General features: G+C 64.3%; 19 protein-coding genes. 8 read left to right on the forward strand and 11 right to left on the reverse strand.

Translation table 11 applies throughout. The features are described from left to right. Positions 1-67: 67 nt before the first annotated feature. From L979_RS10105 to L979_RS10120, 4 genes are all read right to left on the reverse strand, one after another. The gene (locus L979_RS10105) at positions 68-637 is read right to left on the reverse strand and encodes a hypothetical protein (protein ID WP_156125540.1); all 570 of its coding nucleotides are present in this window, start codon (positions 635-637) and stop codon (positions 68-70) included. A 24-nt stretch (positions 638-661) separates the two neighbouring features. Beyond that, positions 662-1,342, reverse strand: coding sequence for a hypothetical protein (locus L979_RS10110; RefSeq protein WP_156125541.1), 681 nt, complete (start codon positions 1,340-1,342; stop codon positions 662-664). 79 nt (positions 1,343-1,421) lie between these two features. Beyond that, positions 1,422-2,714, reverse strand: coding sequence for an ABC transporter permease (locus L979_RS10115; protein ID WP_047692090.1), 1,293 nt, complete (start codon positions 2,712-2,714; stop codon positions 1,422-1,424). Further along, on the reverse strand, positions 2,711-3,565 hold the full coding sequence (locus L979_RS10120; RefSeq protein WP_081994270.1) for an ABC transporter ATP-binding protein: 855 nt from the start codon (positions 3,563-3,565) through the stop codon (positions 2,711-2,713). Before L979_RS10120 ends, L979_RS10115 begins: the two co-directional genes overlap by 4 nt. A 197-nt stretch (positions 3,566-3,762) precedes the next feature. On the opposite strand from L979_RS10120, the gene L979_RS10125 reads away from it, so the two are divergent. Continuing rightward, on the forward strand, positions 3,763-4,788 hold the full coding sequence (locus L979_RS10125) for a TOPRIM nucleotidyl transferase/hydrolase domain-containing protein (RefSeq protein WP_197052131.1): 1,026 nt from the start codon (positions 3,763-3,765) through the stop codon (positions 4,786-4,788). A 133-nt stretch (positions 4,789-4,921) separates the two neighbouring features. Continuing rightward, the gene (locus L979_RS10130) at positions 4,922-5,803 is read left to right on the forward strand and encodes a PhzF family phenazine biosynthesis protein (protein ID WP_052209771.1); all 882 of its coding nucleotides are present in this window, start codon (positions 4,922-4,924) and stop codon (positions 5,801-5,803) included. 16 nt (positions 5,804-5,819) lie between these two features. Here L979_RS10130 and L979_RS10135 read toward each other — a convergent pair whose 3' ends face one another. The 3 genes from L979_RS10135 to L979_RS14700 all read right to left on the reverse strand — a co-directional run bounded on the left by L979_RS10135 (position 5,820) and on the right by L979_RS14700 (position 9,695). After that, a complete protein-coding gene (locus L979_RS10135) occupies positions 5,820-7,277 on the reverse strand; it encodes a benzaldehyde dehydrogenase (protein ID WP_047692092.1) in 1,458 nt (485 codons plus the stop codon). A gap of 127 nt (positions 7,278-7,404) precedes the next feature. Next, entirely contained in the window at positions 7,405-9,075 is a 1,671-nt protein-coding gene (locus L979_RS10140) for an MDR family MFS transporter (protein WP_081994274.1), read from the reverse strand. Then, positions 9,072-9,695: a TetR/AcrR family transcriptional regulator gene (locus tag L979_RS14700; RefSeq protein WP_081994275.1), complete on the reverse strand. Its 624-nt coding sequence runs from the start codon at positions 9,693-9,695 to the stop codon at positions 9,072-9,074. The genes L979_RS10140 and L979_RS14700 overlap by 4 nt, the downstream gene beginning before the upstream one ends. 84 nt (positions 9,696-9,779) lie before the next feature. Between L979_RS14700 and L979_RS10150 the strand changes: the two genes are divergently transcribed. The 4 genes from L979_RS10150 to L979_RS10165 all read left to right on the forward strand — a co-directional run bounded on the left by L979_RS10150 (position 9,780) and on the right by L979_RS10165 (position 13,981). Then, the gene (locus L979_RS10150) at positions 9,780-10,820 is read left to right on the forward strand and encodes a Gfo/Idh/MocA family protein (protein ID WP_047692093.1); all 1,041 of its coding nucleotides are present in this window, start codon (positions 9,780-9,782) and stop codon (positions 10,818-10,820) included. A gap of 85 nt (positions 10,821-10,905) precedes the next feature. Next, complete coding sequence (locus L979_RS10155; RefSeq protein WP_047692094.1) at positions 10,906-11,481, forward strand: TetR/AcrR family transcriptional regulator; 576 nt, start codon at positions 10,906-10,908, stop codon at positions 11,479-11,481. Continuing rightward, a complete protein-coding gene (locus L979_RS17090; protein ID WP_081994277.1) occupies positions 11,478-12,632 on the forward strand; it encodes an EamA family transporter in 1,155 nt (384 codons plus the stop codon). The genes L979_RS10155 and L979_RS17090 overlap by 4 nt, the downstream gene beginning before the upstream one ends. A 461-nt stretch (positions 12,633-13,093) precedes the next feature. Continuing rightward, positions 13,094-13,981, forward strand: coding sequence for a PhzF family phenazine biosynthesis protein (locus L979_RS10165; RefSeq protein ID WP_047692095.1), 888 nt, complete (start codon positions 13,094-13,096; stop codon positions 13,979-13,981). A 7-nt stretch (positions 13,982-13,988) separates the two neighbouring features. Here the strand turns inward: L979_RS10165 and L979_RS10170 are convergent, their stop codons facing one another. Beyond that, entirely contained in the window at positions 13,989-14,570 is a 582-nt protein-coding gene (locus L979_RS10170) for a methylated-DNA--[protein]-cysteine S-methyltransferase (RefSeq protein WP_047692096.1), read from the reverse strand. A gap of 181 nt (positions 14,571-14,751) precedes the next feature. Here L979_RS10170 and L979_RS10175 point away from each other — a divergent pair, with 181 nt between their 5' ends. After that, positions 14,752-15,603 carry a hypothetical protein gene (locus tag L979_RS10175; protein WP_047692097.1) on the forward strand — a complete coding sequence of 284 codons (852 nt, stop codon included), beginning with the start codon at positions 14,752-14,754 and terminating at the stop codon, positions 15,601-15,603. A 73-nt stretch (positions 15,604-15,676) separates the two neighbouring features. Here the strand turns inward: L979_RS10175 and L979_RS10180 are convergent, their stop codons facing one another. The 3 genes from L979_RS10180 to L979_RS10190 all read right to left on the reverse strand — a co-directional run bounded on the left by L979_RS10180 (position 15,677) and on the right by L979_RS10190 (position 17,554). Then, on the reverse strand, positions 15,677-15,943 hold the full coding sequence (locus tag L979_RS10180; protein WP_047692115.1) for a DUF1540 domain-containing protein: 267 nt from the start codon (positions 15,941-15,943) through the stop codon (positions 15,677-15,679). A gap of 205 nt (positions 15,944-16,148) precedes the next feature. Next, positions 16,149-17,177, reverse strand: a complete 1,029-nt coding sequence (locus L979_RS10185; protein ID WP_047692098.1) for a pirin family protein — start codon at positions 17,175-17,177, stop codon at positions 16,149-16,151. A gap of 65 nt (positions 17,178-17,242) precedes the next feature. Further along, positions 17,243-17,554 carry a GNAT family N-acetyltransferase gene (locus tag L979_RS10190; RefSeq protein ID WP_052209773.1) on the reverse strand — a complete coding sequence of 104 codons (312 nt, stop codon included), beginning with the start codon at positions 17,552-17,554 and terminating at the stop codon, positions 17,243-17,245. A 154-nt stretch (positions 17,555-17,708) separates the two neighbouring features. Here L979_RS10190 and L979_RS10195 point away from each other — a divergent pair, with 154 nt between their 5' ends. Then, positions 17,709-18,671, forward strand: coding sequence for an arsenic resistance protein (locus tag L979_RS10195; RefSeq protein WP_231559494.1), 963 nt, complete (start codon positions 17,709-17,711; stop codon positions 18,669-18,671). The last annotated feature ends 23 nt before the right edge of the window (positions 18,672-18,694 follow it).

Here is an 18,694-nt window from a genome sequence, read left to right on the forward strand (position 1 = left end):
AGGCGACCCCCACAGCACACGGCCGATCGGTGGATCGAGGCTAAGACATGGTGGCCGGCCTCTCAGGTCAGGAAGGTTGGGGTGCCCGGCGGAACCATTGTTTGACCGGGGCTGTGAAAGCGACGGCAAGCCACAACAGGCTGACCACCAGGAATGCGATGGAAATGCCGGCAGAAACCTGGCCGTAGAGGCCTGGTGCCTTGTCAGTGGGGATCCACGGGGCCACCTGTACGGCGTTCCAGATCAGGAAGGCTGCGGTCAGCACCAGTCCGCCCCAGCGGCCCCAGTCGCTTCCCGCCATGATCCCGAACAGCACGACGACGAACAGGCTGGTGATCATCAGGCCAAGCACCATGTTGCCCATGGTGGACGCCAGAAGGGAGTTGCGCAGGGCGTCGTTGTGAATGAGGTCCGCAGGCACACCTTGCAGGGAGTACTGCCGGCGCAGGGACTCCAGCATGGGGGCGCTGCGCAGTGCCGTGATGCTGGCGATTGAGCCGGCCACGTGCAGGAAGAGTGAGAGGACCGTCAACCCCACCAGGAGGTTCACGGTCCGCGGGCGTACAGCGCCCTGCCGGTTCTTGGGCACGGCACCGCCCGGACCGCGTGATTCCCGCGGCCCAGGCGCAGGTGCCATGTGCTCAGACACTGATGCTGTGACTCAAGCGCGGCGGCTCATCCACAGGGCGATGCTGCGGTTGAACGCCAGGATCAGCCAGTAGACGTTGACCAGCACCAGAATCAACAGAACGACGATGGACACAATCGCCAGCATCCCGCCTGCGCTTGCCATGGTGAGCGAGCTGATGAGGTTCCAGGCGAAGTACAGGGTGGTCAGGATGGCCACGACGATGCCCAGGATGCGGGCCCAATTCCATCGCTTCTTGATGCCCAGCAGAACCAGTGCGTAGATCACCAGGCCCAGGAGGGCAAAGATGATCAGGAATACAGCGCCGCCAATCTGGCTGGCTGCAACCATGTCATCCATGTTCATGCCCTGCGGAAGGGTCTGCCCTGACTCCGCAAACTGATCACGGAAAAGCTGCGCATAGTCAGAGTGGAACAGCATGGCCACACCCAGCGCGCTGTAAACCAGGAACAGCACCAGGGAAGCCACAGTGACCTGGAACCAGCGGTTGATCCGCGGGGGCTGGGTCATTTCAAAGTTCTGGTTGGGGTCGTAACCGGCAGTGCCGTACTTGTTGCCACCCTGGGCGTACGGGGCATTCTGCGAGTACTGGGGGTTCTGCGGCTGCTGGGGGTACTGAGGGTCTTGTGGTGCGTTCGTCAACGGAATCTCCTCCTTGTTGATGGTGAACCAATCGGTTGATGCTGAGCTCATGGGTTGACGTAGAGCTCGTTGGTTGTTGGGGCCGGTGCGGTCTGACATCTGCCGGACCGCACCGGCCCGGTGCGCACGATCACTCGTGACGCAGTGCGTCAATGGGGTCCTTTCGAGCGGCCCGAGCGGCCGGCAGGGTTCCTGCAATGAAGGCGATGAGCATGATCAGCAGGATGATGCCCACCAGCTGCAGAGGCGCGATGCCGTAGAGAGTCAAACCAGCCACGTTGGCCAGAGCCCCACCCTCACCCGTCAGCAATGCGTTGGCCACGGTACCGGCCACAACGCCCACACCCACGCCGATGACGGATCCAATGAACCCGATCAGCACGGCCTCGGATGAAAACAAACCGAAGATCTTGCCCGGGGACATGCCAAGTGCCTTCATCAAACCGATCTCACGGGTTCGTTCCTGAACGGACATCAGCAGGGTGTTCACAATGCCAAAGGCCGCTGCCAGCAGGGCGATCAGGGCAAAACCGTTCAAGACCCAGGTCACCGTGTTGATGATGCCGCGGAGCAAGCCGATTTGGTCCTCCACAGTCATGCCCACCATGCCTTCTTCACGCAAGGCGGCCTTGACCGAGTCCTGTTGATCAAGGTTGGGGACGTCAGCCACTGCCATGGCGTAACCCTGGCTTTCAACCGCCTGCTCAGGCAGTCCTTCATTCTGGTACTCGTACAGTCGGTCGGTGAAGGACGTCGACGGCGTGGGCTGAGAACCCTGGTTCGACAGCATGATCTCCGTGACACCGGAAATGGTGGCTTCGAACTCCTGGCTTTCACCGGTCGCGTTGGTCATGCCGATGTTGACGGTCCCGCCGACGGCATCCTCTGCGTTGTCGTAACCCAGTGACTCCACCCAGGTGGTCGGGATGGTGATCTCATCGGCGTCCCGCTGGGGAGCCTCGCCTGCCGCGTACTCCAAGCTACTGGCGTCACTGGGGAGCCCCAGGGACACGATGTACTGGTCACCGGATTCATCGGCCAGGTAGGTCGGGGACACCGCTACAAGGGGTTCCACGGACTCGACACCGTCGATGTCACGAATCTCGTCGATCTCCGAGGTGCTGAGCATCTGCAGACCGAAGTTGCCTTCCCGGGCGCCTGCTGCTTCCTCGGGGTCGTATTCCTGCGGGCCGGCATCTGTTGGCTGGTTGGACTGCTGCGAGGGCTTTTGGACGTACAGCTGCTGTTGATCCCCAAAACCCTGCACCAGTCGATCGATGTAGGTGTTGATGCCCACGCCCAGACCGGAGGTCAGGGTCAGCGTGAAGGCACCGATGAAGATGGCGATCACGGTCAGGATGGTGCGCGCCTTGGAGCGCATGGTGTTGCCCAGGGCTGTGGTGACTACGTCGGTGGATTTCATCGAGTTCCCTCCTCACGGTGCTTGGGGCCGTCCTCTGAAGCGCTGCTGGTGCTGCCGCCGGTTGCGGCCCAGGGCTCCGTGGCCCTGTAGTTCGGTGCCGGCACGGCGTCACCGGCAGACGACGCCGACTGCTGGTTCGGCTCACCGTGGGTGGCATCCAACCGCCCCTCCTCCACGGAGACGATCTCCCCGTCCTTGAGGTGGATGCGGCGGTCGCACTTGGCGGCGAGGTCGTCGTCGTGGGTGACAACCACCAGGGTGATGCCGCGTTCGCGCTGGAGGCCAAAGAGAATCTCCTCCACCACCTCGGAGGTGTTGGAGTCCAGGTTGCCGGTGGGTTCGTCAGCAAAAATCACGGACGGGTTGGTCACCAGAGCGCGGGCGATGCAGGCGCGCTGTTTCTGACCACCGGAGAGATCCGTTGCCTTGTTCTTGGCCTTGTCCGCCATTTCCAGGCGCTCCAAAGCCTCCATGCCGCGCTGATTGCGTTCCCGCTTGGACAGACCCGCAATCTTGAGGGGCAGAACCACGTTTTCCAGAACAGTCTGATTCGGGTTCAGGAAGAACTGCTGGAACACGAATCCAAAGCTCTGATTACGGACCTTGTGGATTTCCTTGTTCTTCAGTTCGGAAACGGGCCGCCCGTTGAGCGCCACCACTCCCTGGGAGGGACGGTCCAACAGCGCCATCAGGTGCATGAGCGTGGACTTGCCTGATCCGGACTTCCCGATCACGGCCACGGATTCCCCGCGCTTGATCTCCAAGGTGAGTCCCTTGAGGGCATCGAATCGGTTGGCTCCACGTCCGTAGACTTTGACCAGGTTTTCGGTCTCAAGGACCGGCGGTTCCATCGCCGTCGCCTCCTGCTGCATTTGGGTGCGGTGGTGCCCGCTCACACGAGCGAACATGTCCATGGTCGCTGACCTGCTGGCTTGAAACATCCACCGAGAGAATGAACCACCGGACTTGTCACAATGTTTCGTGTACCCGTACTCCAACTTATGGATGAGGCCCCGCCCCGTGATAGCAGCGCACTTAAGCTGACCAGGTGGCACGTTCACACCTCAGCGGCAGGCAGGTCCGGTCGGCGTCGCCCGTTCAGGGGTCTCCGGCCCGACTGACGGTGGCCGTGTGCGCTGGATTTGGCACCGTGGCACATCCATGGGCCGCCTTGGATGCCGCCGGGTTGACTGATCAGACCGTTGTGGACCTGAGATTGCCCCCAGCGCAATCCACTTCGGGTCCGACGGGGGCGGCGTCGTCGGGAAGCCACGCTCGGGCGAATCGCCTGCGGGAGCTGCGTCGAGCCGCCGGTCAGGCCAAGCACATGGCCACGGCGTGCGGTCACAGGAACGCACTGCTGCTGCCGGACCCTGCGGACCCCCTTCCCGGGGAGTGGATTGTGCATCTGGCACGGGTGACCCCGGTTGGGGTTCTGCGCCCGGACATGGCGGCCCTGGCCACCGCGCTGAACCGGCCCCGCAACCAGGTGCTGCGGGAATTGTGGGGCACGGACCCGGCTGATCTTGCCCAACTCTTGCGAGCGCAGCACGCCGTCCTGGTGGAAGGCCCCACGGACCGCACCGTTTTCTCGGTGCTGTTGCGCCGCTGGGGTCTTGGGCACTGCACCGTGGTCACAGCGCACAGCAAGGTGCGGTTGGCTGCGCTGCGTGCCCTGGCCGAGCAGCTTGGGGTACGCACGTACGTGATTTTCGACGGCGACGGCGGCGCTCTCCCACCCCATGCGGCCAAGGCTCACCGAGTGCTCCGAACCCGTCAGGTGCAGACGGCCGCTCTGACCGCCACCCTGCCGTGTCCCAGTGAGCAGGCGAGTTGGGGGTGCGGGGATCCAGGCGTTGTGGGACCCCACTGGGCGGCGTGGCAGGAGAATCTGGAAACCGAACTGCAGACCTGGCCCACATTCCTGGCCGCCTTGCGGGAGCAGGACGCAGATCTGTCGGCCAAGGACGCCGCGGCGCTTGGCGCAGCAGTCGAACGGGCGAGCTTGACGGACCTGCCCGAGTCCTTCCGGCAGATGCTGGAGCGTCTCCGGGTTTCCGAACAGCGCACGTGAAGCACCCAGTGGTGTGGGTGGAGCCCTCAGAGTCGTCGTGTCCGCATGGACCCGTCCGCTTTTGCAGGGGGATCCTGGCGCTGAGCCTGTCTGGATGACAGCTGCAGCGGACGTTGGCCCTAACCTACGGGTCATGACCGCTCTCCCCAACGTCGCCACGCTTGCCCGCACCACCGTTCTGCCGCACGTGGTGGTGGACGTTTTCACCCCCGCACCCTTCCAGGGCAGTCCCATTGCAGTGGTCCTGGATGCGGACAGCCTGAGCACGGAGGAGATGACCAACATTGCCCGGTGGTCCTCCTCCACGGAGGTGGCCTTTGTTCTGTCAGCCACTGACTCCGTGGCCGATTACCAGGTGCGATTCTTCAGCCCCACCACGGAGGTCCGGTTTGCCGGGCTCTCCACGTTGGCTGCTGCCCGTGCCTGGCTGGATCAGGGGCACGAACCCCGCTCCCCCGGGCAGCTCATTCAAGAGTGCGCCGCGGGAACGGTGCACGTTGCGGTGGAGGAGAACAACCACCTCCAGTTCACGGCACCTCCGCTTTACGATCGCGGCGGACCCGATGAGCTCACGGTGGAGATGGCCCGTGAGGTCCTGGGCCTGGACCCGCAGGACATCAAGGCCACCACGTGGCTGGACAACGGCCCGGGATTTCTGGGCCTTCTGATCAACGACGCCGAAACCGTGATCGGCATGGATCCCGACATCCACGAACTCGGTCAGCTGTGCGTGGGCGTCATGGGCGCCTACGGCGACGGCGGGCCGGCGGATTACGAGATGCGTTCCTTTGCCCCGTCCCTGGGAGTGGACGAATATCCTGCGGCAGCAGCTTTGAGCGCCAGCTTTGCCACCTGGCTGGTGCCGCAGGAGATCGCCCCCTCTTCCTACACGGTCTCCCAAGGCACCAGCCTGGGACGCTCGGCCAAGGTCCACGTCCGCACCCGAGGATCAGAGATCTGGGTGGGTGGACCGGTCACCTCACGGGTTCAGGGACAAGTGAGCGTCACCGCCTGATCTGAACGGGTACCGATCAGAACGGGTACTGCGCAATCTCCGGGGAGACGGTGACCCACTGGGTTTCCGTGAACGCCTCGATGTTGGCTTCCGCCCCACCGAACCGTGACCCCGTTCCGGAGGCACCCACGCCACCGAACGGCGCCTGAGCTTGATCCGCCACGGTCATCTCATTGATGTGGACCTTGCCCGAATGGACACGATCGGCCACCTTCATGGCCTCCCCCACGGGCCCGATGATGGAGACGGACAACCCGTACTCGGAGGCGTTGACCATCTCCACGGCCTCATCCACTGACCCCACGGAGAGCACAGGCGCCACGGGCCCAAAGATCTCGTCCTTCCACGCGGGCATCTCCGCAGTCAGGTCGGAGAGCACCGTGGGCCGGTAGAACAAGCCGTCATGGGTGGCACCGGTGCGCACCGTACCGCCTGCGATCACGGTCTCTTGGACAATCGAGTCCACGTTCTTCAGCTGCTTCTCGTCAATGATCGGCCCCAGGTGCACGGGCCCGGCAGAGGGGTCCCCCACCACCAGGTTCTCAGCGCGTTCTGTCAGCTTGGTCAGGTAGTCGTCGTAGACGTCCTGGTGGACCACATGGCGGCCCGTGGTCATGCAGATCTGGCCCTGGTGGAAGAAGGACCCCATGGCCCCGGCTGATGCCGCCAGGTCCAGATCCGCACCCGGCAACACCACGACGGCGTTGTTCCCGCCCAGCTCCAGGTGTGTGCGCTTGAGCAACTTGGCGCCTTCAGCCCCCACCATCCGGCCGGCAGCCGTGGAGCCGGTGAAAGAGATGATGCGAACGGGATCAGCTGCCACCGTGGCCGCCCCGACGTCACCACCACCGGGCAACACCTGCAGCACCCCGGCGGGCAAACCGGCTTCCTCGAAAGCGCGAGCGATCAGAAAACCGCCTGTGATGGTGGTGCGGGGGTCCGGCTTGAGCAGAACCGCGTTGCCCAGCGCCAATGCCGGTGCCACGGAGCGGATGGAGAGAATCAACGGAAAGTTGAACGGGGAGATCACGGTGACCACACCGGCCGGCCGACGCCGGCTCAGGGACCAGTGCGGGGAATCCGAGGACAACCACTGGCCCTGCGGGTGCGTGGGCAGAGCCGCTGCCTCAAAACATTCGGCGGCACCGTTGTGGATCTCCAAACCAGCCTTGGGTGGGATGCCACCGGTTTCACGCACAATCCAGTCGGAGATCTCCTCCGCGTTGTCCTCCAAGATCTGACCGGCCCGGCGCATGATGGCAGCCCGCTCAGAAGCCGGGGTCTGCGCCCACTCAACCTGGGCGGCAGCGGCCTCAGCAGCAGCGCGGTGCACCTCATCGGGAGTCACCGTGCCAATGGTGGTCAGGACGTCGTCGTTGGCGGGGTTGCGGACGGTCAAGGGGTCCCCGCCGCCCTCCTTCCACTGGCCGGTGAAAACCTTGTGCTCAAAAACTGAGGTGTCCAGAAGTCCCACGGTCGCTCCTTTGCGCTCGGGTCACCGCGCACACGGCGCGGGGATGGGCCGGTTGTGGATACAAGAAACCGGTCGAGACCTGCATGGTATGTGATGCAGGTCTCGACCGGCTGGGAGGGGGTCAAGCTCAGCGCTGCTGGGCGGGCTCCTTCTCCGATGAAGCGGTGTCCTCCGAGGTGATCCGGTTGGAGGTGCGCAATGTGGTCTCCGGGACAAAGAACATCAGGATTGCACCCACCGCCACAAACGGCACCAGCCACAGGTAGATGGGAATCAAGGCGTCGTTGTAGGCGCCCACCACAACGCTCTGGATCTGGCCCGGCAAGGTGTGCACCAGCTCCGGGGTGAAGCCCGCGGAGGCATCCGAACCACCGGCACCGGACATGGTCCCGGCCGGCATGCGCTGCTCCAAGAGATCCATCAGGCGGGAGGCGAACAAGCTGCCCACCACGGCCGAACCAAGGGTGGCACCCACCTGGCGGAAGAAGTTGTTGCCCGCAGTGGCCGTGCCCACCATGGCCGGGGAGAACACGTTCTGCACAATGAGCACCAAGATCTGCATGGTCATGCCCAATCCGAGGCCCAGGACACCCAGCGCCAAGCAGACACGCCACACGGGCAGGTCCACGGAGAGCTGGCTCAACAACACCAGAGCCACCCCGATGATCACCATGCCCACCAGCGGGAAGATCTTGTACCGGCCCGTGCGGGAGACGATCTGCCCGGTCACGATCAAGGTGATCAGCATGGAACCCATCATGGGGATCATCAGCAGACCAGACTCCGTTGCGGTGGCTCCGTGCACCATCTGCAGGTAGGTGGGCATGTAGCCGAGCGCCCCGAACATGGCGATTCCCATGAACAAGCCTGCGGACATGGTCAACACAAAACTGCGGCTGCGGAACAGGCTCAGCGGCAGCACGGGCTGGGCTGCCTTGCGCTCAATCAGCACGAACACCACGGAGAGCACCACGACGGCGGCGAACAGGGACAGGATCTGCCAAGAGTCCCACGCATAGTCGCTGCCACCCCACGTGGCAGCCAGGATCAGAGCCACCGTTGCTGCACCCAGGGTGATCATGCCGGCGAAATCGACCTTCACTTGGTTCTGCGGACGCGGCAGCTTGAGCAGGAAGGCGAACAGGCCAAAGGCGATCAGGCCCAGCGGAATGTTGATCCAGAACGCCCAACGCCATCCGGGACCTGTAGTCAACCAACCGCCCAGCAGCGGACCTGCCACGGAGGCCAGGGCGAAAACGCCACCGATCAGCCCCATGTATCGGCCGCGGTCACGCGGAGGAACAATGTCTGCGATCACCGTCTGGGAAAGGATCATCAGGCCACCACCGCCCAGACCCTGGACCACACGGCCACCGATCATCCAGTCGATGTCGGTGGCCATGCCGCTGATGGCGGAGCCCAGCATGAACAGGGCAATGGCCACCAGCAGCACCGGCTTGCGGCCCACCTGGTCACCGATCTTTCCGTACACGGGCATCATCACCGTGGAGGCAAGGATGTAACCGGTGATCACCCACTGCATCTGGTGCACACCGTCCAGGTCTCCCACGATGGTGGGCAGGGCCGTGGAAAAGATGGTCTGATCCAATGCAGCCAGCAGCATGGCCACCATCAGGCCCAGGAAGATGGGCAGCAGGCGTTGCGTGTTCTTCTCCTCGGCCGAGCGCTTGCCCGGCTCCCAACCGACCACGCCGATGGACCCGGTGTAAGCCCCCACCACGGTGGTGGGGGCGGTTTCCGGGAAGGGGTCACGCTCAGTGTCTTGTGTTGTGGTCATGACAAATCCGTTCTGTTCAAAAAGTGATAGGTGTCCACGGCCCGTTGGAGATCTTGGGCCGTGGGGTCCTGACCTGGCACATGGTCAGGACCGGTCCAGGCGAAGCGCAGAATGCTGCCTGCCACCAACACGAGCATGCGAACGCGCTCGGTGATGGGGACGTCGTCGTTGTCCTGAAGTTGCGTCGAGCCGGTCTCCGCAAGCCGCTCCAGCAGTGCGGTGCGCACCAGGTCCTCGGTGCGGTGAAGGGACTGCTTGTGCAGACCCATCAGTTGTGGATGTTCGGCCAACAGCCGGTGGCGCAAGGAATGTTCAGTGGTCGGCCGAGCCGAGCGCACCACGTGGTCCAGAAGCTCAACGGCCTTGAGCAGCAGATCCGGCCCCGGTGTCAGACGGTCAGCAGCACCCTGCGGCACCACCGGGTCTTTCAGTCCCAGGACCGCGTGGTCCTTGGACGGGAAGTAGTTGAAGAAGGTGCGCGGTGAGATTCCCACTGCCTGGGCAATCTCCTCTACCTTGACCGCCTCCAGACCGCGGTCCAACACGGCACGTGCGGCCTCTTGGTGGATGGCCTCCCAGGTTTCGGCCTTCTTCCGCTCCCGCAGACTCATTTCTTGCATGCGTGCAATATTTGCACTCAGGCACTTTTTGCACAACTGCAACTTTGGAGACTTGGGACACACCGCAGCCGTAGGCTGGTCACCATGCGCCTTGCAACCATTGGGACCAGCTCCATCACTTTGAGCCTTTTGACCGCCAGCCGCCAGGTGCCGGAGGTGGTGCACACTGCGGTGTTTTCGCGCAGCAGCGCCCGTGGTGCCGAATTCGCGGACAAAGCGCAGGAGATCACAGGCCAGACACCCCGCGTGATCGCAGACCTCACCGAGCTGGCTGCAGCACAGGACATCGACGCCGTGTACGTGGCCAGCCCCAATGCCTTGCACCACCATCAGGCACGGGAACTGTTGGCAGCCGGAAAGCATGTCCTGGTGGAGAAATCCGCCGCCTCCAACCGTGCGCAGTTCCAGGACCTCCTGGAAACCGCCAGGGAATCCGGGGTGGTGCTGATGGAGGCCATGCGCTCGGTCCATGACCCCGGTTTTGCGCGCATTCGCGAACTACTCCCTACTCTGGGCCCCCTGCGCCGCGCCGAGTTCCGGTTGTGCCAGTACTCCAGCCGCTACCAGCGATTCCTGGACGGGGAAACTCCTGCCATCTTTGATCCCGAGCTGTCCGCGGGCGCCTTGCTGGACATCGGCACCTACTGCGCCCACCCGGCGGCAGCCCTGTGGGGTGAGCCCGCACGCCTCCACGCCGAAGCCACGATCCTGCGCACCGGTGCGGACGGTGCCGGGACGGTGCTGTGCGGTTACGACTCCCCCGCCGGTTTCTCCGTGAGCCTGAACTATTCCAAGATCACCTCATCCAGAACCCCCAGCACCATTGAGGGCGAGCACGCCACGCTGGAGATCGACTCCATCACCACGCCCCGCCGCCTGACCGTGATCGGCACGGACGGATCCACGGAGGAGATCACCGTGGACGGCCTGGGGGGTGGCTCCAGCGCGCCGGGGAACATGAGCTACGAACTGGCGGAGTTCACCCGACTGGCCGCGGCTCCTGCTGCCAACCGCGACGACGACGCCCTGCGCGTCCACCAACAGGCATCCCTGGACACCTTGGCGATCCTGGATCGGACGCGGCAGATTCTGGGCGTGAAGTTCCCGGACGATCCCTGGGACTGAGTAACCCGACAGATCCGCACTAGACAGGTCTGTCTAGTGCGGATTGAACGGTGGCATTCGTCGTCATACTCCCAGGAGAGCCACCATGCCACCCCGCGCACCAGCCCGCGAGCGCATCCTGACAGCCGCTGCAGGTCGCTTCTACGCGGACGGTATTGCCGCTACCGGAATCGATGCCGTGATCGCAGACGCCGGCGTGGCCAAAGCCAGTCTCTACAACAACTTTGCCAACAAGTCCGCCCTGGTGGAGGCCTACATTGAGGCCAGGCACCGGGAGTGGATGGAGCTTCACCGACTCCGCGCGGCGCAGGCCACCACTCCCACGGATCGGGTTATGGCTGTTTTTGATGCCTATCTGGACCATGCACAGGGGGCCTACCGCAACGGGTTCAGGGGGTGCGGATTGTTGAACGCGGCAGGGGAGCTTGCTGCGGATGATCCCGCGCGTGCGGCGGTGACAAAACACAAGGCGGAGGTCCAGTGCATCCTGCGCAGCGCACTGTGCGACCTCACGGATCCTGACACGGCGGAGGGGCTGACGGAGCACATGGCCTTTCTGCTGGAGGGTTCCATGTCCCTGGCCGGGTTGGAACGCAGCCCTGAGCGGATCGTCCACGCCCGAGCACTGGCCGTGCAGCTGATGGAAGGCCTGAGCCGGTGAGGGCATCAGCATCGCGTCAACTGAGCTCACGGAACCATGAGCAGGCCGGCATTGCCGTGCCCTCACTGCGCCGCAACACATCCACCCTGCTGGCCAACCGTGGCCTGGTGGCCCTGGGGGGTGCCGCCGTGGTGGTCTACCCGCTGGCCTTCTACGGCTCCATGCACCTGGCGGGGGTGGCCATTGGCACCGTGATCTCCCTTGCCAGCGCCCCATTGGCCTCAGGCGTGTTGGAGTTGGTGCTGGACCGGCGTCGCCTGGGGCCCTGGTGGATGACTGCTGCCGTTCTGGGAACAGGAGGCAGCACGCTCCTGTGCTTGGCCAAAGCGGCACAACCGGAGGCCTCCGCAGCACATACCGCAGCCGGAATTGCGCTCGGCCTGGTGGCAGGGCTGAGCTACGCGCTGTACTCCTGGGTGGTGCATCGTCTTCTGGGACACGGTGCGCCACGCGCGGCCGCCATGGGTTCGGTGTTCGGTCTGGGTGGGTTGGCGCTGATGCCGGTGCTGCTGCTGACGGGCGCGCCGCTGCTGGAGTCGACCACCAACTTTGCCGTTGGGGCCTACATGGCCCTGGTGCCCATGTTCTTGGGCTACGTGCTCTTTGGCGTGGGTCTGACGCGCGTTCGCCCCAGCACCGCCACCACCATCACGCTGAGTGAACCCGCCGTGGCCGCCCTGTTGGCTGTTGCCGTGGTGGGTGAACGCCTCTCCGGGACCGGATGGGTGGGCCTGGGCGTTGTTGGACTGGCCCTGGTGGTGCTGGCCATGGCCCCGGGAACCCCGGCGGTGCCGGCCTCCCCCACACCACGGGTGGGTTCGTCACGCGGTGGGGACCACGACGTCGTCGATCCCCAGGTCCTCCCAGCGGCGCCGCGCCATCTGGACCCGGACCACGGCAATGGTGAGCAGAAGCCAGAACAAGCAGAACATGACCGCAAGCTCCAGGCCACCAGCAAGGTCCATGCGGCGGACGTCCATGAATCCGTAGGGGGCGCGGGCGGAGTAGTAGATCTGCGCCAGGATGGTGGCCAGACCGTAGGCAACGGGGAAACCCATGGTGGCCAGGGCAGCCGCCCCCGGGATCTTGCGGGCAACCACACCAAAGAGCACGTGAGCCAAGGCCCCGCACGGCACCAGCACGTGCAGTGAGTACATGCTGGCCTGTTCCAGAACGGTGCGCGGCACCATGGTGAAGTCCACCAGCATCATGACCCACCACCCGGCGCCACAGGTGAGAACCCCCACGATCCCGGTCAGATACAGGTAGGCCCCCAGTGCGGAGCGCTGCGCGCCCAGGCAACCCAATGCGCAGATCACAGCAGACAAGCATGTGAAGTAGCGCAAGAAGAACAGCTTGTCCGGCGTCATTTCCTGAGCGGCCTGCAACACCACACCACTGACGCACACACAGAACAGCAACACTGCAATGGGATCGGGCGCGTGGGAGATCTTGGTGGTCTGTGTGTCTCCCACGTCTCCCCTCCCGGCAGGTCCGTCACCCCCGAATGACTGTGCATCCAAGCCAACCACACCCATGACTCAGCAAGGGCCTGCCGGTGCTTTCGGGGCGATTCTTACGCACCGCGGCGTGAGGCTGGAAGGATGACCGCGTGACTGAGTTCAAGTTCTCCCAGGTGGACGTCTTCTCCAGTGCCCCGCACCGTGGCAATCCGGTGGCCGTGGTCCACGGCGCCGATGCCCTGACGGACGATCAGATGGCACGGTTTGCCCACTGGACCAATCTGTCCGAAACCACCTTCCTGCTCAGCCCCACGCAGGAATCCGCGGACTACCGCCTGCGAATTTTCACCCCCGATCAGGAACTACCGTTTGCCGGCCACCCCACCTTGGGCTCAGCAAGGGCGTGGCTGGAAGCCGGCGGCATTCCCCGCACCCCGGGTCAGGTGGTTCAGGAGTGCCCAGCCGGCCTGATCACGGTGGTCATGGACGACGACGACGGCCTCTCCTTTGGCGCCCCACCTCTTGTCCGCTCAGGCGATGTGGATTCAGCAACCCTTGCTGTGGCTCGCCAGGCCTTGGGTCTGAAGCCCGGGCAGATTCAGGCCGCCAACTGGGTGGACAACGGGCCGGGCTGGGTGGGTCTGGTGCTGACTGACGCTCAAACCGTGCTCAGGTGCACGCCGGATGCTGCGGCCTTTGCCGAACATGATCTGCGGGTGGGTTTGCTGGGTGCGTATGGACCGAATGGTCGGACTGGGCCGGGAGATCAGGCTGGACGGACAGGCCATGATGCCGACGTAGAGGTTCGGGCTCTGATCGCCATGGGCGGGACCGTGCGGGAGGATCCCGTGACGGGCAGCCTGAACGCCGGTTTTGCCTCCTGGCTGATCCCCGCCGGCCTGGCACCGGAGGAGTACGTGGCCGCCCAAGGCACCGTACTGGGGCGTGAGGGACGGGTTCGTGTCCGCCATGACGGTCAGGACATCTGGGTGGGCGGGGACACTCAGGTCCTGGTCCACGGCACCGTACAGTTCTGAGGTCGGTTCAGTTCCAGGGTGACGCGCCACGTCCCAGAACGGCAGCTTCATGCTGCAACAGGTTTCTGCGATGACACGGTGAGTTCGGTGATTCACCGGTGGAACCGTTCGCCCGGGTGACCCGGTGGACGGGGAGAAACAGGGACACGGGCACATCGCGGCAGGCGGTGCCGGCAGCACGCGCGGCCAGGGGTGAGCCGGCCAGGGCCGCCACCTCGCCATAGCTGGCAGTCTCCCCGTAGGGGATTTCTTGGATCACCCGGTAGAGATCCCGGCGGAAGCCGCGAACACCGGTGAGATCCACGGCGACGTCGAACTCTTGCCGCTGCCCACTGAACCACTGTTCCACCTGGTCCCGCACAGGTTTCAGGGCCACGTCATCACGGATGGGCGGTTCACCGAAAAGCCCGGTGACTTCATCCAGCGCCCGGGCAAAATCCGCGGGCAGAACCTGGTTGGGAGAGCCTTCCCACGCCTCCTGCGGCGGGGCAAACACCGTTCGGCACACACCGGCCCGTGAGGTCACGATCAACGCCTCACCCAGGGGCGTGTCCACCCAGGTCCAGGCGGGAGAAGCGGGAAGTTCCATACGTCCATGGTCACATGAGCCGGAAAAGTGCACCGTGCAATTAGGGCATGTCTATATGCTCTAATCCTGCTTTGTGCCTTGACTCACCCACAGCTCGACAGGTTAGGTTCCCCTTAGTCATTGATGGTGATGACGGCACCAGAGCCCCTCAGGTGCCACCACCCAGGATCCGGAGTCCCCCATGAGCACGCCCCAGGAACGCGCGTCCACCCAAAGCCACCCCGCAGGCGCCCTGACCGCCAACGCTCAGCCGTGCCACCTGGATCAGGCAGCAACTCACGTGGCCGCTCGTCTGCTCAACGGCGCCGGACAGGCCACCGTGGTCTGCCACGACGGCCAACGGGGTTACACCCTGGACACGGTGTTCCACGGATCCGGCGCGGACGGTCGCCGCTACCTGGTGGCCGCTCCCGACGACGACGCCTGGCCCGCCATGGAGGTCGGCCGCCCACTGCGCGTGGCCATGACCATCAAGTCGGATGCCCCCATTGCGGAAATCCGCATGAACACAGCAGAGCTCACCGGCCATGTCATGTTGACCCGCTGCTCAGAGTCCGAGGAATTGGACGTTCTGGCAGAAGGCCCGCTGCCCTCGGATGTTACCCGGACCCTTGCCTGCTGGCCGGGTGCACAGCTGTGGCACGTCGAGCCCTTGCGGATGACTGCCCACCACGTCCACGGTTCGCACGCATTGGACCATGAAGCTCTCAAACCACGCCCCGCATGGCCCACCCCGGCACAGGAAGATGAAGTCGTGGAGGCCATGCGATGCACGTGGGGTACGTACCTGACGGAGATCGTGCCTCACCTCCGGGCTGCAGCCACCGTGACTGCGGCCTTCCCCGACGCACCGGGTGACGCGCACTGCGCCACGGGGCGCGCCTACCCGGTAGCGGTCACCGACCGTGAGGTCGCATTCCTGATGGCAGAAGGCGCCCAGCGGGAGACCATTGTGGTGCCGCTGGGTCAGACCGTGGATTCCGCGGAGGCATTGCTGCACCGCCTGGATTCCGTGGTGGCCCGGTACGCCTGATGGCATGACTGTGGCCTGGTGCCCACCACCTCCGGGTGGGCACCAGGCCACAGTCATGATCAGAGGTTTCGCGTCAGCGAGCCTGGTAGGACAGGCAAGCTTCCGAATCCCCCACGGTGATGGCGGATGCAGTGCACAGCAGGTCCTGGTTGAACTTACAATCGGCCCGCTGGCAGGCACCCACGTGAGCGCTGGCGGACGGCAGGCCACCGCGAGCATCCAGCTCAATGAAGGTGGCGCAACCGGAATCGGTGATGGTCACGGCCTCAGCGGTGCAACCCTGGTTGTTGTAGGCGCAGGCGGTGACGGTGCAGGTCTTGACGTCGGTGACGGTAGCCATGATGTGGATCTCCTTGAAAGCTGTTCGCAATGGTGAGCGTCCTTCAAGGCTATGGGCCACAAAGAGCTAGCACAACAAAGGAGACCCTTACAAGATTTCGGGAAGATCTATGTTCCCTAATTTCCGTTTGAGGCTCTGACCAGCGTATTTAAAAGTAGTCACATATTGTGGCTCGATTAGCTCATGGATTCCTTGGCGAATGAATTTATCCCCGGGAACGCAATCGCGCATTGGGCAGAGCGGGTGCCGGAAGCGCTGCCGGTTGATCGTCCGGATACGGGCCGAATCGGGGCACCTGCTGCCCGGTCAGCCCGGCGGCAGCCAGGACGTCTTCCGCAGGTGCATCGTCCACGCCGATTTCATGCTGGTAGATGGCCCGGTAGGCCACCACTTCCTCGTGGGAGCGGCCGATGAAGTTCCACCACATCACGATCTCCTCCCCCAGCGGCTCACCGCCCAGAATCAGGAGTCGGGCGGGAGCGGCGTCGTCGTCGTTGAGATGGTTGATGGTGAGTGTGGTGCGGCCGGGGGCAAAGTAGGCCAGGTGATCCTTGGGCATCTCAACACCATCGGCGGTGGGGGTGCCGCGGTCCACCAGAATGGCGTGCTCGAACGTGGGGTCCAGGCTCAGGTCCACGCTGACACCAGGCTCCACGGTGAGCTCTGCACCCAACAGCGGAGGCGTATGGGTGTCCACGGGTGAGGTGGAACCGGCCAGGGAGCCCAGGAACACGCTCAAACTCCAACCGGAACCAGTCACGGGCTCGGGGGCGTAATGGATGAAGTCATGCTCCATGTGCCGTGTGGCATCCGGCAGGGCATACCAGAGCTGGGCGCCGTGGAGCACGGTGGTCTCCGGCGTGGAGAATTCCTGGTGGGTGATGCCGCGCCCTGCCAGCATCAGATTCATCTCACCGGGGCGAACCACGGCTGCGTTGCCTGCGGAATCCAGGTGGTCGATCTGCCCCGTGTAGAGCCAGGAAACGGTGGCCAGGCCGGTGTGGGGGTGACGGGCCACGTTCATGCCGTTGGATTCAATGACGTCATCCGGGCCGTAGCTGTCCAGGAAACACCAGGCCCCCACCAGGGACCGTTTGCGCTGCGGCAGCGTGCGGCGCACGGTCAACCCGCGTGGGCCACCCAGTGGGACCATGCGGGGTGGGAGGATCTGGATGTCCGCACCGGTGTCCGTGGTGCACACGGTTTCCAGGGGGACGGGCTCGGTGTTGCTCACGGGAACCTCCGGGGCAGGGCGGGCTGGTGCGGCCGACTGGTGGGCACGGACGAGCGGGCTGGTGATCAGCGGGTCAGGTGCTGGTAGTCGCTGTTCTTGCGCAGCCACACCCGAATGTAAGGGCAGGTGGGGATGACCTTGAACCCCGCCTCAGCGGCAGCGTCCATGGTGAATCGCACCAGCTCAGCGGCCAGTCCCTGGTTGCGGTACTCGGGCCTGACTCCTGTGTGAATCAGATTCCACGCGGGCGCCCCACTGGCCAGGTTGGCCTCCTGATAGTTCAGCTCACCGATCACCTGGTCACCGTCCAGCAGTTCAAACACACTGCCGGCAGAGTCATGGCGCAGGGAGAATGTGGTGTCCGGAATCTGGGTCACGGTGTGGCCTTTCGCTGAAGTGACGGGCTGCCATCATGTTGGTGACGTATCACGCAACACAGAGGTGGTGCTCGCCTATTCCCTGCAGCATGTCACGATGGCCCGGGCTCATCACAGCAACTCTCACCACAAAGATCACCATTGAAGGGGCACCGTGGAATTCTTGGAACGCCATCAAGTGGCCCTGTACCTGGGCGCCATGGTGCTGGGTGCGGTGTTGGGGCTGGCTGCACCCCAGGCGGCCCCCACCCTGGAGGTGATGATCAATCCGGCCATTGCCTTGATGTTGTTCAGCACGTTCCTGGCCATCCCCGTCACCCACATCGGCCAGGGCTTCAAGGACGTCCGCTTCTTGGGTGTGCTGCTGGCGCTGAACTTTGTGGTGGCCCCGGTGGTGGTGTGGGCACTCACCCTGCCGTTCGTCCAGAACCCGGCGCTGCTGGTGGGGATCCTGCTGGTGCTTCTGGTCCCCTGCATTGACTGGGTGATTGTGTTCACCGGATTGGCCGGCGGGGATTCAGCACGGTTGACCGCCGCCGCACCCGTTCTGATGGTGGTTCAGATGGTGGCTCTGGCCCCGTTGATGGTGCTGATCGGTGGACCGCAGCTGGTGGTCGATGTGCCCCCGGGGCCGTTCATCACGGCCCTGGTCCTGCTGCTCTTGCTGCCGTTGGCTGCCGCGGGCCTCCTCCAGGCACTGGCGCGGCGCTGCCCCGTGGCCGCTCGCGTTCAGACCGGTGGGCAGGCCGTCATGGTGCCGTCTTTGATGGTGGTTCTGGTGGTGGTGATTGCCTCACAGATGGCCGGGCTGGGGTCACGCTGGATTGAGGTCATCTGGGCCGTGCCGGTGTTCGTGGGTTTTGCAGCGGTGATGATCGCAGCCGCCGTTGCCGCCGCTCGCCTCACCCGCACCACGACGACGCCCGCCCGAGCCCTGGTGTTCAGTGCCGTGGCGCGCAACTCCCTGGTGGTCCTCCCACTGGCCCTTGCCTTGCCCGAACGCTATGACTTGGTCCCCCTGGTGGTACTGACCCAGACCATGGTTGAGCTGGTGCTGATGGTGGTCATGCTGCGGGCGGTCCCCCTGGTGGTACCGACCCACCCATTCCGCCGGTGAATCGCCCCTCCTGTGATTCGCCC

This window comes from Kocuria sp. ZOR0020 (assembly GCF_000800955.1).
Classification (GTDB): Bacteria; Actinomycetota; Actinomycetes; order Actinomycetales; family Micrococcaceae; genus Kocuria; species Kocuria subflava.

Excerpts from the sequence above, each read along its gene's own strand:
- L979_RS10180 (WP_047692115.1), bottom strand. The coding sequence starts at position 15,943 with ATGGCTACCGTCACCGACGTCAAGACCTGCACCGTCACCGCCTGCGCC.
- L979_RS14700 (WP_081994275.1), bottom strand. The coding sequence starts at position 9,695 with ATGCAAGAAATGAGTCTGCGGGAGCGGAAGAAGGCCGAAACCTGGGAG.
- L979_RS10155 (WP_047692094.1), top strand. The coding sequence starts at position 10,906 with ATGCCACCCCGCGCACCAGCCCGCGAGCGCATCCTGACAGCCGCTGCA.
- L979_RS10150 (WP_047692093.1), top strand. The coding sequence starts at position 9,780 with ATGCGCCTTGCAACCATTGGGACCAGCTCCATCACTTTGAGCCTTTTG.
- L979_RS10120 (WP_081994270.1), bottom strand. The coding sequence starts at position 3,565 with ATGGAACCGCCGGTCCTTGAGACCGAAAACCTGGTCAAAGTCTACGGA.
- L979_RS10105 (WP_156125540.1), bottom strand. The coding sequence starts at position 637 with ATGGCACCTGCGCCTGGGCCGCGGGAATCACGCGGTCCGGGCGGTGCC.
- L979_RS10110 (WP_156125541.1), bottom strand. The coding sequence starts at position 1,342 with ATGAGCTCAGCATCAACCGATTGGTTCACCATCAACAAGGAGGAGATT.
- L979_RS10140 (WP_081994274.1), bottom strand. The coding sequence starts at position 9,075 with ATGACCACAACACAAGACACTGAGCGTGACCCCTTCCCGGAAACCGCC.
- L979_RS10115 (WP_047692090.1), bottom strand. The coding sequence starts at position 2,714 with ATGAAATCCACCGACGTAGTCACCACAGCCCTGGGCAACACCATGCGC.
- L979_RS10175 (WP_047692097.1), top strand. The coding sequence starts at position 14,752 with ATGAGCACGCCCCAGGAACGCGCGTCCACCCAAAGCCACCCCGCAGGC.
- L979_RS10170 (WP_047692096.1), bottom strand. The coding sequence starts at position 14,570 with ATGGAACTTCCCGCTTCTCCCGCCTGGACCTGGGTGGACACGCCCCTG.
- L979_RS10130 (WP_052209771.1), top strand. The coding sequence starts at position 4,922 with ATGACCGCTCTCCCCAACGTCGCCACGCTTGCCCGCACCACCGTTCTG.